The sequence below is a fragment of the Hyphomonas sp. genome (assembly GCF_041398385.1).
Taxonomy (GTDB): Bacteria; Pseudomonadota; Alphaproteobacteria; order Caulobacterales; family Hyphomonadaceae; genus Hyphomonas.
In genome coordinates, this window is record NZ_JAWKUW010000001.1 from 494,668 (window position 1) to 507,331 (window position 12,664).

Below are 12,664 nucleotides of genomic sequence, written 5' to 3' on the forward strand. Positions count from 1 at the left end.
ATGATCGGGGTCGTCCTCGGCGGCCTGTTCCTGCTCTACAGGCGAAACCTCAGGCCCCTGATCATCGCCCACACCTTTGTGGACTCGCCCGGCATCACCGGAGGCACATGGGATGGGATATCTAGCCGCGCGGGACGCGCCTGGAGGGCCGGAACCTAGTCCCCGGTTCCGCCGTCGAATGGCTCGTCGCTGAGCGCCTCGGCCTGCAGGCCGTCTTCGCGCACGCGCTCGACTTCGTCGGGATAGATGTCGGAGGCTTCGCCGAAGCCGACGATGGGCGAGGGCACGATGGAGTCGTGGGCGATCACCTCGTCATAGAGCAGCCAGGCGCGCGTGCCGTCCATGCAGGTGACGTCCACCCACTGGTCTTCGTCCACCACGCCGGCGGTGAGATCGGAAATATCGCGCAGCTCTGCCTCGTTGATGTCATACTCGGCATCATTGAAGCCGAAGATGGCGAACCCCTCCCCCAGATAGCGGAGATAGGAGAGGACATCGCCGCGCTTCAGCTCCAGCACCTTCATGCCATTGTCGGTGGGGTATTCGATCGAGGCGTCGGCCGTCATCGTCACCGGCACGGTTTTCGTCGCGACGATGAAGATGAGGTCGTCGGCGGCGACGCGCGGCTGGTTCCAGATCTGGTAATTCGCATATTCAGGCAGCGGGCAGGTGAGGCTTGCCGGCTCGTCCGGGTTGGGGCGCGCACGGCCGGCCACCTTCACGCCGGGATCCAGCACCACGAACCCGGCCGGGTATTCGCCCGGCCATCCGGTGGAGACATGCCAGCCGGCCGGATAGGCGGCGAGTGCGGCATAGTCCACGTCATCCTCGGAAGGCTGGCCGATCTCATAGGGCGACTTGACGATCTCGTCGGCGCCGGGCGCGGCCGGTTCGGTGACGCTCACATCGGGCGCTTCCGGCGGCGGCGCAGGCTTTCCGCACGCCACAAGGCCTGCTGCCAGAGCAAGACACAGGGCCTGTCTCATTGTCCCCTCCTGGAATACGACTCACCTGCCGGTGCCACATTAGTGCATAGAATAGCAACAATGTGGCAGGGATCGCTTGGCTTTTTCTGCGATTTGGTGTCGAAAGCGGCACAATTTCACCTGCAAAACAGGCCCCCATCACGCTCATGACTGCCCCCATCGTCCGCTTCGCCCCCTCGCCCACCGGCCGCCTGCACGTCGGCAATGTGCGCACGGCGCTGATCAACTGGCTGTTTGCGCATGCCAATGGCGGCAAGTTCATCCTGCGCATCGACGATACGGACCTGGAGCGCTCGACACAGGAATATGAGGATGGCCTGCGGGAAGACCTGACCTGGCTGGGCCTTGTCTGGGAGTCGACCTTCAGCCAGTCGCACCGCTTTGCCGAATACGATGCCGCGGCCGACAAGCTGCGCGCCATGGGCCTGCTCTATCCGTGCTATGAGACGGCCGACGAACTGGAGCGCAAGCGCAAGATCGCCCTCTCGCGCGGGCGCCCGCCGGTGTACGACCGCGCCGCGCTGAAGCTGACCGATGAAGAAAAGGCGAAGCTGGAAGCCGACGGCGTGAAGCCGCACTGGCGCTTCAGGCTTTCCGGTGAGCGGGTGGAGTGGAACGACCTCGTGCGCGGGCCGCAGAGCATCGACACGTCCAGCCTGTCGGACCCGATCCTCATCCGCGAGGACGGATCGTATCTCTACACCATGCCGAGCGTGGTGGACGATATCGATGCCGGCATCACGCATGTGGTGCGCGGCGAAGACCATGTGACGAATTCCGGCGCGCAGATCGAGATTTTCCGCGCCCTCGGCGGCACGGCGCCGGAGATGGCGCACACACCGCTGCTGATCGGGGCGGACGGACAGGGCCTGTCGAAGCGGCTCGGCTCTCTGTCGATGGGCGAACTGCGCGTGCAGGGCTATGAGCCCATGGCGATCTGCTCGCTGCTGGCGAAGATCGGCACGTCGGACAATGTGGAAGCGCGCAGCAGCCTCAGCGAACTGGCGGCGGAATTCGACTTTGCCAAGATCGGCCGGGCGCCGGCGCGCTTCGACGAGGCGGAACTGCTGAACCTGAACGCCGCCATCCTCCATGCCCTGCCCTTCGACGCGGTGAAGGAGCGGCTGGCGGAGGCCGACCCGCGCGCGGCAGACGAGGCCTTCTGGACCGTGGTGCGCGAGAACTGTTCCCTCCTGCCGGACGTGAAGGCCTGGGTGGAAACCGTGTTCGGAGACATCGACCCGATTGTGGCCGATGAGGACAAGGACTTCGTGGCCGAGGCGGCGGCGCTCTTCCCGGCAGGTGACGTGACCGCCGAAACATGGAGCGCCTGGGCGAATGCCGTGAAGGACAAGACCGGCCGCAAGGGCCGGGCCCTCTTCATGACCCTCCGCAAGGCCCTGACCGGCCAGGAACACGGGCCGGACATGGGCGCGCTGCTGCCCCTGATCGGGCGCGAACGGGCGCTGATGCGGCTGGGCGGCTAGAGACCGGCGCGGCCAGTTGCTTGATTCTGTTCCGTTTTAGTTCGCCGTGAACAAAAATGGAACTTTTCTCTTTCCAAAGCGTAAATATTCTGCTTATGTTCTCATATCGCGGGGCACACGGATGCCCGCGCAAATGGGTTCAGATACAGGCTGGGAGTTGCGTGATGGTGCGGATGGTCATTCAGGGATGTGAGTTCGATGCGGCCGAAGACCGGGATGTGGTCTATGGCGACCATTTCCGGCTCGGGCTCGACAAGGTGATGGAACTGTCCGAGGCAGGCGTCGAATTCTGGGCCGCCGGGCCGGATGTGACGCTGGCGCGCGTGGTCATCGGCGTGAACGAATATGGCGAGCGCATCCTGAAGACCGACCCGTCCGCCTTTGCCGCCAACCATCTCGGCGAGATCATCGCCCCGCCGGTCATCCGCCCGCGCTATCGCGCCGTGCCGGTGCGCCCGGTTCACACGCGGCCGGCCTACGCCGTCGCCGCCTGAAAACAGAAATGCCGGCATCCCAAGGCGGAGATGCCGGCATTGTTTCGGACCGGCCGTGAGGGCGGAGCCCGTCGGCGGCAGGCTTACGCGTCCGCGAGCTGGTTTTCCTTCAGCCACTTCATCACATTCTCCGGCGAGGAGACGCCGTAAGGGTCTTCGCCGTGATTGTCGCAAAGGCCCGGCTCTTCGAACCAGGCTTCGACGATGCCGTCATTGATGATGGCGGCATAGCGCCAGGAGCGCAGGCCGAAGCCGAGATTGTCCTTGCGGACCAGCATTCCGACGCGGCGGGTGAACTCGCCGGCGCCATCAGGAATGACTTTCACATTCTTCAGGCCCTGCGCTTCGGCCCATTTGTTCATGACGAAGCTGTCGTTGACGGACATGCAGTAGATCTCGTCGATGCCCTGCGCCTTGAACGCGTCGAAGGAATTTTCGAAGCCCGGCAGCTGGTAGGTCGAGCAGGTCGGCGTGAAGGCGCCCGGCAGCGAGAACAGGACGACGCGCTTGCCCTTGAAATAATCGTCGCTCGTCATGTCCTGCCAGCGGAAGGGGTTAGGACCTCCGACGCTCTCGTCGCGGACACGCGTGTGGAAAGTTACATTCGGAATGCGATAGCCAGGGGTCATGGCCAGACCTCTCTTGAAATTCGGATGTTGGAGCCGGAACGGCAAACGGTGAATCGACAGCCGGACGGCCGCCAGACCCAAGCCGCTATTGGGAATCAGCCAGAAATTCAAGGCGACACATCGTCATGCCCTGCATGCAGATTCAGGCGCACGGGCCCGGGCCCGATTCCCGTGCAGTCTTGCTCGCCCCGTGTGCGGCGCCGCCCTACTCCGCCACCAGCTGGACGAGGATATCACCCTCGGCGACCTGAGTGCCGGCCTTGCCCGAGACGGTTTCGACCACGCCATCGCGCGGCGCCGTCAGGGCATGTTCCATCTTCATGGCCTCCATGACGGCGACCGTGTCGCCACGCTTCACTTCAGCGCCCGCTTTCACGGAAATCGACAGAACCTTGCCCGGCATCGGCGCCTTGACCATGTCGCCGCCGGCGAGCGCCTCGGCATCGGCATCGAAATCCGGCACCTCGACCAGCACGGTGTCGCCTCCGGTCGTCACCGCATATCGGCGAGGCGAGAGGTCCGTCACCACCGGCATCGGCGTCTCTGCGTCCAAATCGAAATCATCGGGATCGAGCCAGTCGGCATCGGCGCCGACGGCCACCATGGCCTTGCGCACGGGCGCCGCATTCGATCGCCAGCCATCGCGGATGTCCCAGGGGCTGGCCCCGCCCGTGCCGGTCAGCAGGACATCGGCCACCGCCAAGACGGACGCATGCTGATGCTCCGACGGCGGATGGGTCAGCGCCTCACCCTGCTCCGCGATCCAGTTCACATGATGGGTATGGTTCAGGAAATCGTCCGATGCCGCACACCGGCTGAGGAAGCCGGCATTGGAGGGCACGCCGGCAAGCTGGAGGTGCGACAGGGTCTCGATCAGCTGCTCGCAGGCGGCGCGGCGGTTGCCCTGGTGCACGATCAGCTTGGCGATCATGGAGTCGTAATTGCCGGGCACGCGGTCGCCGGTCTCGAAGCCCGCATCCCAGCGCACAATCTCGCCATCCACCGGCTCGATCAGGCCGAATTCGAGAATGAGGCCCGCGCCGGGGCGGAAATCCTGTGCCGGGTCTTCGGCGCAGATCCGCGCCTCGATGGCGTGACCATGCAGCGGAATGTCCTTCTGTGCCAGCGGCAGGGCCTCGCCGCCCGCCACCATCAGCTGCCATTCGACCAGATCCTGCCCGGTGATCATTTCCGTTACCGGATGTTCCACCTGCAGGCGGGTGTTCATTTCAAGGAACCAGAACGTGTCGAGCGACAGCGGTTTTGATCCGTCCACGATGAATTCCACCGTGCCGGCGCCTTCATACTTCACGGCCTTTGCCAATGCGACGGCGGCAGAAGTCATCGCCTTGCGCACGTCTTCCGGCATGCCGGGCGCGGGCGCCTCCTCAATGACTTTCTGGCGGCGGCGCTGCAGCGAGCAGTCGCGCTCATAGAGGTGCACGACATTGCCATGGCTGTCGCCGAACACCTGCACCTCGATGTGGCGCGGCTGCTCGACCAGCTTTTCCAGCATGACCCGGCCGTCGCCGAAGGAGGATTCCGCTTCGCGCACGGCGCTTTCGAGTTCTGCCTTGAGATCGGCGGCTTTGGTCACGAGGCGGATGCCCCGGCCGCCGCCGCCGGCAACCGCCTTGATGAGCAGCGGGAAGCCAATCTCCTTTGCCGCCTCGGTGAGGGTTTTTGCGTCCTGCGCTTCACCGCGATAGCCGGGCAGCACGGGCACGCCCGCCGCTTCCGCGATGCGCTTCGCTTCATCCTTCGGGCCCATGGAGCGGATGGCAGCCGGCGGCGGGCCGACCCAGATCAGGCCGGCTTTCGTGACCGCTTCGGCAAAGTCGGCATTCTCCGACAGGAAGCCATAGCCGGGATGGATGGCGTCGGCCCCGGCAAAGCGTGCGGCAGCGATGATGGCGTCCATCTTGAGATAGCTTTCGGCCGCGGGCGCCGGGCCGATATGCACCGCCTCATCCGCTTCGCGGACATGTTTGGCCGCCGCGTCGGCGTCGGAATAGACCGCGACGGTGCCAATGCCGAGCGCGCGGCAGGTTTCGAAGATGCGGCAGGCAATCTCGCCCCTGTTCGCGACGAGGAGTTTTCTGATGGTCATTGCCCGGCCCCTCCGGCGTCCCGATGCCCGCTGCGATGCACCGCGGCGACCAGGACGAAACTGATGATCATGAGGAGATACCATGATCCGAGCTTGGATAAAGAGACCGGGTGCCAGCCATTTTCCTGGCCGGGATAGGCCCAGGCGCGGGCGAAGGTGCCGATATTCTCGGCAAACCAGATAAACAGGGCGACGAGCAGGAAGCCGATGACGAGCGGCATGGGCCGGTGATGCTGGTCCGGCCGGAACCAGACGAAACAGCGGCCATAGATCAGAAAGGTGGCCAGGAAGAGGCCGAGGCGGATGTCCTGCAGCCAGTGATGCGCAAAGAAATTCACATAGATCACCGCCGCCAGCAGGCCCTGCAGCCAGAGTGACGGAAACTGCGTGAAGCGGAACTCGAAAATCCGCCAGACCCGGGCAAGATAGGAGCCGACGGCGGCATACATGAATCCAGAAAACAGAGGCACCGCGCCGATCCGCAGGATTGAGTCCTCCGGATAGATCCAGCTGCCATGCGCGGTCTTGAACAGTTCCATGATCGTGCCGACGACATGGAACACGAAGATCACCTTTGCCTCTTCCAGTGTTTCGAGGCCGATCCAGAGCATCAGCACCTGGATACATACTGCGCCGATAACCAGAAAATCGTAACGCGAAAGCGGGGCGTGCTCCGGATAAAACAGGAACGTCGCCAGCAGAAGCCCCAGCATGGCCCCGCCGAACAGGCAGGCCCAGCCCTGCTTGATGCCGAAACTGACGAATTCGAAGGCCGCCAGGCTCCACGGCCCCTTCACCCAGCGCGCCCGCAAGGCCTCACGCTCCCGGTGCAGCCAGCGCTGGACGGCATTCGGGGGTTTCGGGGCGAACGGGGGCGGTGTCATGCCTGCCGGTGTCGCTTCAGATCGCGGCGGGTTTCAGGCGCGTTCGCGGCTATCCGCACCGCAAATCCGGCCTTGTGCAGGCGAGTGCGGTTTGCGAGGGTTAACCATCCTGAAACGAGGGGAAGAAACATGGCCTATGCGTCTGGGGTTAAACTGAGCAGCCTTGCGGGATTGGTCGGGGCGGCTGTCGGCGGGTATATCGGATATACGCAAGCTGCCAATGTCAGCGAGCTGACGCCGATTGCCGGTGCGGTCATTCTTGGCGGCGTCGGCCTTGTGGTCGGCAGTGCGGGCGCTTTCCTGCTGAAGTCGCTGATGCAGTTCCTGATCTACCTGATCATGTTCGGCGTGCTCGCCTGGGTATTCCAGACCCAAATCGAGCAGTTAACCGGGATAAACCCGGTCAATGCCACGATCTCGATGATGGAAGACATCGGCCTGCCGGTGAAGAGCATCCGCAAGGCGATCGGCGAACCGTCCGAATAACCGCGCCTATTTCACCCAATAGGGTTTGCGCTTTTCGAGGAAGGCCGTGATGCCTTCCCTGCCCTCGTCGGACGCGCGGCGTTCGGCGATGCGCCTGGCCGTCTCATGGCCAAGGCTCTTGTCGATGACTTCACCGGTGACATCGGCGACCAGCTTCTTAGCGTCCGACACGGCGCCGGGCGCAGCGGAGAAGACGAGGCCGGCGAGGTGTTCCTCCATTTTCGTCATCTCCTGCATGTTGGCGACCGTATACTGGACGAGGCCGATCTTCTCGGCGAACGCCCCGTCGAAGACTTCGCCGGTGGTGAACAGGGCGCGGGCCCAGCGCGGGCCGATCGCATCAATGACATAAGGGCTGATGGTGGCCGGGGTGAGGCCGAGGCGGACTTCGGAAAAGCGGAACTTGGAATCGGTCATGGCGACGGCGACATCGCAGGCCGCGACCAGCCCTGCCCCGCCGCCCATGGCCGCGCCCTGCACCATGGCGAGCGTCATCTGCGGCATCTCCCAGAGCGTGCGCAGCATTTCAGCGAGGTTCATCGCGTCGCGGACATTGTCTTCCTTGGTGTGAAGGGCGGCGCGCTTCATCCAGTCGAGGTCGGCACCGGCGGAAAAGCTCGCCCCTGCCCCGCGCAGGATCATCATGCGGATGGTGCTTTCGTCGGCGATCGACTTGAAGGCGTCGGTCAGCTCCGCGATCAGCTCGGCATTGAAGGCATTGTGCACGTCCGGACGGTTGAGCGTGACGACGGCGAGGCCCTCCTCGGTGGCAAAGAGCTGGATCAGGTCATAATTGGAATCGCGCATGGGAGCCCTCCTGGAATGTCCCTTGTGTTTTGGACCCGGACGGCGGGCGGGGCAACCGGGCCTGTGTCCTCAAGATGCCGCAGCAGGTGCGGGCCAAAGAAAACGGCCCCCCCGCCGCGCGCGGGGAGGCCGTCCGGGGCGAGCGGGGACGACGAACCTAGTTCGTCAGACCGCTCGTTTCCGGGACCGGCTGAGCTTGCCTCGCTTTCCAGGCTTCCAGCGTGGCCACAAACTCCTCTTCGCTTACCGAGCCATTGGCATCCATGTCGAATTTTCCGAACTTCGCGACCGCTTCGGCTTCCGTCGTGCGGCCATCACCTGTCTTGTGGGAAACGAACTCCGCCTCGCTGATCAGGCCGTCATCGTCGGCGTCGAAATCTGCAAAGTCCGGCAATTCGCCGGCATGGCCCATCAGGGCCGTGGCAAAGGCTGCGAGCACCAGGAATGGGGTGCGTTTCATGTCAGGTCTCCCTCTTGCTATGCCCCCGCCACCCGGATGCCAGCGCCATGGAAGGGAGATTAAATGAGGACCGGGTTCATGTGGCGTGAAAACACGTTCACGACGCGGATTTAATAATGCCGGTCAGGCGCCCTCGGTGCCAAGCTGGCGGCAATGCGTCTGCCAGGACCGGAAATCCTCGGTACCAAGATCGCCTGCCATGCCGATGATCGTGTGATGCACGCTCCTGAAGCCCGACAGGCCAAGGATGCCGCGCTCCAGCGCCTTCAGGGCGCCGGCATCCATTCCGAAGCGATAGACGAGGCCGGGCATGGCCATGGAGACGATGACACGCGCGCTTTTGCCCTTCATCATCTGCGCGGGCCAGCCTTCATCCTGCATCTTCACGAAATAGCCGCCGCGCGCGGCCTGTTCGAAAAAGGCCCTCAGCTTGGCGGGCATGCCGCCCATCCATAGCGGGAAGGCGATGACCAGATGGTCGGCCGCGCCGATCTTTTCCCGCTCGGACAGGATGGGCTCCGGTGGAGGGGTAAACATGTCGTCGGGCTTTTCCAGCAGGGGAATGTCCATGCCGGCGATATCGATGCGCGACACCTCATGGCCCTCGGCAGCCGCCCCGTCGGCATAAGCATCGCACAGGGCATGAATCAGGTGGTGCTTTTCCGGGTCCGGGTGGCCGTCGAGGATACAGATGGATTGAGGCATAAGCGTCGCTCCCTTCCCCGCCATGTCTAGCAGGAAAGGATGACAGGCGCTTGATGGCGGTCAAACGCCTGGAAAACTACATCCGGAAAACGCCGAAGCCTCGGTCCGGGAACGGAGCATTGAGGCTGGCCGAAAGGGCGAGGCCGAGGACGCGGCGGGTGTCGGCGGGGTCGATGATGCCATCGTCCCAGAGGCGCGCGGTGGAGTAATAGGGCGAACCTTCGGTTTCGTAGAGATCCCGGATCGGCTGCTTGAAGGATTCCTCGTCGGCGGTGGACCATTCCCCGCCTTTGCGCTCGATGCCTTCGCGGCGGACGGTGGCCAGCACGCTGGCTGCCTGCTCCCCGCCCATGACGGAGATACGGGCGTTCGGCCACATGAACAGGAAGCGGGGCGAATAGGCGCGGCCGCACATGCCGTAATTGCCAGCCCCGAAACTGCCGCCGGTGACGATGGTGAATTTCGGCACGGAGGCGGTGGCAACGGCGGTCACCATCTTGGCGCCATCCTTGGCGATGCCGCCGGCCTCGTATTTCGAGCCGACCATGAAGCCGGTGATGTTCTGCAGGAAGACGAGCGGAATGCGCCGCTGGTCCGCCAGCTCGATGAAGTGCGCGGCCTTCTGCGCGCTCTCCGAGAAGAGGATGCCATTATTGGCAAGGATCGCCACCGGCATGCCGTAGAGCCGCGCGAAGCCGCAGACGAGGGTTTCGCCATAGAGCTTCTTGAACTCGTGGAACTCGGAGCCGTCGACGAGACGGGCGATGACTTCGCGGGCATCATAGGGCTCGCGCACATCCTGCGGGACGAGGCCGTGCAGTTCGGCCGGGTCGTAGAGCGGCTCTGCCGGATCGGTCAGCTCGAATGGCTGCGGCTTCGGCTTTGCCAGTGTGCGGACGATGGAGCGCACGATGGCGAGGGCATGAGAGTCATGGGCCGCGTAATGGTCCGCAACGCCGGAGCGGCGGGCATGCACGTCGGCGCCGCCGAGATCCTCTGCCGAAATCACCTCGCCCGTCGCTGCCTTCACCAGCGGCGGGCCGCCGAGGAAGATCGTGCCCTGCTTGCGCACGATCACCGTCTCGTCCGACATGGCCGGCACATAGGCGCCGCCTGCCGTGCAGCTGCCCATGACGGCGGCGATCTGGGGGATGCCCTTCGCGCTCATCTGGGCCTGGTTGTAGAAGATGCGGCCGAAATGCTCCCGGTCGGGGAAGACTTCCGACTGGTGCGGCAGGTTGGCGCCGCCGCTGTCGACAAGGTAGATACAAGGCAAATGGTTTTCGAGTGCGACTTCCTGAGCCCGGAGATGCTTCTTCACCGTGACCGGGAAGTAGGCGCCACCTTTGACCGTCGCGTCATTGCACACGATCATGCATTCGCGGCCCTCGACGCGGCCGACGCCGGTGATGATGCCGGCGCCCGGCGCTTCGCCGTCATACATGCCATGCGCCGCCAGCGCGCCGATTTCGAGGAAAGCGCTGCCGGGGTCGAGCAGGCGCTCGACCCGCTCGCGGGGGAGCAGCTTGCCGCGCTCGACATGGCGCTGGCGGGAGGCTTCCGGGCCACCCAGCGCGGCCTTTTCGGTATGGTTGCGCAGGTCGTCGATGAGGCCGTGCATGACGGCCTTGTTGGCCGCGAACTTGGCGCCCGCGACGTCCAGAGTGGATTTCAGGACGGGCATTCAGCCTCCCTTCAATTCTTTCTGGCAGGCTTAGCGAGGTGCGGCACAGGTGTCACGCGCATGTCACCGGATTTTGACATGGCTGGCCGGGCCTCACCGTTGAAAGGGCTACGGAAATGCGCATTTTCAAGGGGATGAGCCTGGACATCACCCCGTCGCTGAAGACCATTTCCTTCCTCAAGGACGTGCCGGCCCGTGCCATGCGCGCGGCCGGGCGGGAAGCCAACTGGTTTTCCCTGCCCGCCGGGGCGACCCTGTTCCTGAAGGGCGAAGCGGCCGACCGGATCTATTTTGTCCTGTCGGGCTCGCTGGGCGCCTTCCGTGACGGCGCCAACGGACGCTCGGAATTCATCGGCCATATCCGGCCGGGCGAGCCGGTCGGCGAAATGGCCCTGTTCCTCGGCGGGATCGACCTCGACGGCGACGGCACGCCGGACGATGCACCGCATACGAGTTCTGTCTACGCCCTGCGCGATTCCGAGATTGTCGGCTTCTCGCGTGAAGGCTGGCACAAGCTGGTCAAGGCAGAGCCGGAACTGCTGGAGCACATGATCCGCATCATCCTGCGGCGGGTCGGCCGGGAAGGGCAGCGCAATGTCCGTTCGGCGCCGAAAGTGTTTGCCCTGATCGCCACCTCACCAACCATCGACCTGAATCTGAGGGCGAAGGCCCTCAAGGCCAGCCTTGAAAAGATCGGCCGCCGCGTCGTCATCGTCGAGGAAGCGCAGGGGCAGGAAAAGCCCGCCTCCTATTTCGACGACCTGGAACTGCGCCACGATGTGGTGATCCTCGTGTCGGCCATCGGCGACACATCCTGGTACAAATTGTCGATCCGGCAGGCGGACCGGATCTGGGTGGTGGGCCGGGCCGATGCACGCCCGTCCAACCCGCTGATGCCGGACGATCATTCCCCTGCCCGCGCGCTGAAGCTGGTCGACGTGGTGCTTCTGCATCCCGGCGGCGCGCGGCAGGCAAGCCGCCCGATGGAATGGCTGGAAGCGGCCGGCGCGACGCGCCTTTTCCACTGGCAGGGCATGGAAGGCAGCGAATGCGACCGGCTGGCCCGCGTCATGGCCGGCGTCTCGGTGGGCCTTGTGATGTCGGGCGGCGGGGCCCGCGCCTATTCGCATATCGGCGTCGTGAAGGCCCTGCGCGAGCGGGGTGTGCCGATCGACTTTGTCGGCGGCGCGTCCATGGGCGCGGTCATTGCCGCCTGTGTGGCGCTCGGCTGGGACGATGCCGAGATCGACATGCGCATCCGCAAGGCCTTCGTGGAGAGCAATCCGCTGGGCGACTACACCCTGCCGGTGGTAGGGCTGGTCAAGGGCCTGCGCGTCGACGCGCGGCTGCGCGAGCATTTCGGTGAGGCCGAAATCGGCGACCTGCCGATCCCTTTCTTCGCCACCTCGACCAATCTGATGAGCGGGTCGCAACGCATCCACCGCACCGGCAAGCTGCGCGAAGTTCTGCGGGCGACCATCTCCCTGCCCGGCATCCTGCCGCCGGTGGTTTCCGGCAATGACCTGCTGGTCGACGGAGCGGTGCTCAACAATTTCCCGGTCGATGTGATGCGCGAAATGCATCGCGGCTATATCATCGGCTCGGACGTCACCCGCCAGCCCGAAGGCCTCAATATCGCGGAGTTCGAAAAGCCGGCCGGCTTCTTCAAATGGGTCACCCGGCACGGCTTTTCCAATGCGCCGCCAATCGCGGGCGTGCTGATGCGCGTGGCGACAATCCGGGCGGACCGCCAGTTCGGACGGGACATGACGGACGTTCTGGTCCTGCCGGAACTCGCCGAAACCCAGCTGCGCGACTGGGAGGCCTATGATGAGACGGTCCGGGCCGGATATGAGGCGACCCTGACCGCCCTGGATGCAGCCAACCAGAAATTGCAGTTCACAACGACAGAGAAATAGGCTGAACCTGTAA

The 12,664-nt window shown here is 64.3% G+C and carries 13 protein-coding genes; 5 read left to right on the forward strand and 8 right to left on the reverse strand.

The genetic code is table 11. From position 1 onward, the window contains the following. Positions 1–159, forward strand: a complete 159-nt coding sequence (locus R3C13_RS02380; RefSeq protein ID WP_371309192.1) for a hypothetical protein — start codon at positions 1–3, stop codon at positions 157–159. Here the strand turns inward: R3C13_RS02380 and R3C13_RS02385 are convergent. Beyond that, positions 156–986, reverse strand: a complete 831-nt coding sequence (locus R3C13_RS02385; protein ID WP_371309193.1) for a hypothetical protein — start codon at positions 984–986, stop codon at positions 156–158. The genes R3C13_RS02380 and R3C13_RS02385 overlap by 4 nt on opposite strands. Before the next feature lie 146 nt (positions 987–1,132). On the opposite strand from R3C13_RS02385, the gene gltX reads away from it, so the two are divergent. Then, complete coding sequence (gltX, locus tag R3C13_RS02390) at positions 1,133–2,473, forward strand: glutamate--tRNA ligase (protein WP_371309194.1); 1,341 nt, start codon at positions 1,133–1,135, stop codon at positions 2,471–2,473. Between the two features lie 164 nt (positions 2,474–2,637). Next, positions 2,638–2,967 carry a hypothetical protein gene (locus tag R3C13_RS02395; RefSeq protein WP_371309195.1) on the forward strand — a complete coding sequence of 110 codons (330 nt, stop codon included), beginning with the start codon at positions 2,638–2,640 and terminating at the stop codon, positions 2,965–2,967. Positions 2,968–3,050: 83 nt separating this feature from the next. Here the strand turns inward: R3C13_RS02395 and R3C13_RS02400 are convergent, their stop codons facing one another. The 3 genes from R3C13_RS02400 to R3C13_RS02410 all read right to left on the reverse strand — a co-directional run bounded on the left by R3C13_RS02400 (position 3,051) and on the right by R3C13_RS02410 (position 6,590). Next, on the reverse strand, positions 3,051–3,596 hold the full coding sequence (locus R3C13_RS02400; RefSeq protein ID WP_371309196.1) for a peroxiredoxin: 546 nt from the start codon (positions 3,594–3,596) through the stop codon (positions 3,051–3,053). A 205-nt stretch (positions 3,597–3,801) separates the two neighbouring features. Next, complete coding sequence (locus tag R3C13_RS02405) at positions 3,802–5,706, reverse strand: biotin carboxylase N-terminal domain-containing protein (protein ID WP_371309197.1); 1,905 nt, start codon at positions 5,704–5,706, stop codon at positions 3,802–3,804. Next, a complete protein-coding gene (locus R3C13_RS02410; protein WP_371309198.1) occupies positions 5,703–6,590 on the reverse strand; it encodes a DUF817 domain-containing protein in 888 nt (295 codons plus the stop codon). Before R3C13_RS02410 ends, R3C13_RS02405 begins: the two co-directional genes overlap by 4 nt. 129 nt (positions 6,591–6,719) lie before the next feature. Here R3C13_RS02410 and R3C13_RS02415 point away from each other — a divergent pair, with 129 nt between their 5' ends. Beyond that, positions 6,720–7,076: a hypothetical protein gene (locus R3C13_RS02415; protein WP_371309199.1), complete on the forward strand. Its 357-nt coding sequence runs from the start codon at positions 6,720–6,722 to the stop codon at positions 7,074–7,076. Between the two features lie 6 nt (positions 7,077–7,082). Here R3C13_RS02415 and R3C13_RS02420 read toward each other — a convergent pair whose 3' ends face one another. The 4 genes from R3C13_RS02420 to R3C13_RS02435 form a co-directional block, all read right to left on the reverse strand. After that, positions 7,083–7,883, reverse strand: coding sequence for an enoyl-CoA hydratase-related protein (locus R3C13_RS02420; protein ID WP_371309200.1), 801 nt, complete (start codon positions 7,881–7,883; stop codon positions 7,083–7,085). Positions 7,884–8,040: 157 nt separating this feature from the next. Further along, positions 8,041–8,343 carry an EF-hand domain-containing protein gene (locus R3C13_RS02425; protein WP_371309201.1) on the reverse strand — a complete coding sequence of 101 codons (303 nt, stop codon included), beginning with the start codon at positions 8,341–8,343 and terminating at the stop codon, positions 8,041–8,043. A gap of 123 nt (positions 8,344–8,466) precedes the next feature. Further along, a complete protein-coding gene (locus R3C13_RS02430) occupies positions 8,467–9,048 on the reverse strand; it encodes an NAD(P)H-dependent oxidoreductase (RefSeq protein WP_371309202.1) in 582 nt (193 codons plus the stop codon). 76 nt (positions 9,049–9,124) lie between these two features. Continuing rightward, entirely contained in the window at positions 9,125–10,732 is a 1,608-nt protein-coding gene (locus R3C13_RS02435) for a carboxyl transferase domain-containing protein (protein WP_371309203.1), read from the reverse strand. Between the two features lie 116 nt (positions 10,733–10,848). Between R3C13_RS02435 and R3C13_RS02440 the strand changes: the two genes are divergently transcribed. Next, the gene (locus R3C13_RS02440; RefSeq protein ID WP_371309204.1) at positions 10,849–12,651 is read left to right on the forward strand and encodes a patatin-like phospholipase family protein; all 1,803 of its coding nucleotides are present in this window, start codon (positions 10,849–10,851) and stop codon (positions 12,649–12,651) included. The last annotated feature ends 13 nt before the right edge of the window (positions 12,652–12,664 follow it).

Coding starts and splice junctions, on each gene's coding strand:
- R3C13_RS02380 (WP_371309192.1), top strand. CDS start 1: ATGATCGGGGTCGTCCTCGGCGGCCTGTTCCTGCTCTACAGGCGAAAC.
- R3C13_RS02385 (WP_371309193.1), bottom strand. CDS start 986: ATGAGACAGGCCCTGTGTCTTGCTCTGGCAGCAGGCCTTGTGGCGTGC.
- gltX (WP_371309194.1), top strand. CDS start 1,133: ATGACTGCCCCCATCGTCCGCTTCGCCCCCTCGCCCACCGGCCGCCTG.
- R3C13_RS02395 (WP_371309195.1), top strand. CDS start 2,638: ATGGTGCGGATGGTCATTCAGGGATGTGAGTTCGATGCGGCCGAAGAC.
- R3C13_RS02400 (WP_371309196.1), bottom strand. CDS start 3,596: ATGACCCCTGGCTATCGCATTCCGAATGTAACTTTCCACACGCGTGTC.
- R3C13_RS02405 (WP_371309197.1), bottom strand. CDS start 5,706: ATGACCATCAGAAAACTCCTCGTCGCGAACAGGGGCGAGATTGCCTGC.
- R3C13_RS02410 (WP_371309198.1), bottom strand. CDS start 6,590: ATGACACCGCCCCCGTTCGCCCCGAAACCCCCGAATGCCGTCCAGCGC.
- R3C13_RS02415 (WP_371309199.1), top strand. CDS start 6,720: ATGGCCTATGCGTCTGGGGTTAAACTGAGCAGCCTTGCGGGATTGGTC.
- R3C13_RS02420 (WP_371309200.1), bottom strand. CDS start 7,883: ATGCGCGATTCCAATTATGACCTGATCCAGCTCTTTGCCACCGAGGAG.
- R3C13_RS02425 (WP_371309201.1), bottom strand. CDS start 8,343: ATGAAACGCACCCCATTCCTGGTGCTCGCAGCCTTTGCCACGGCCCTG.
- R3C13_RS02430 (WP_371309202.1), bottom strand. CDS start 9,048: ATGCCTCAATCCATCTGTATCCTCGACGGCCACCCGGACCCGGAAAAG.
- R3C13_RS02435 (WP_371309203.1), bottom strand. CDS start 10,732: ATGCCCGTCCTGAAATCCACTCTGGACGTCGCGGGCGCCAAGTTCGCG.
- R3C13_RS02440 (WP_371309204.1), top strand. CDS start 10,849: ATGCGCATTTTCAAGGGGATGAGCCTGGACATCACCCCGTCGCTGAAG.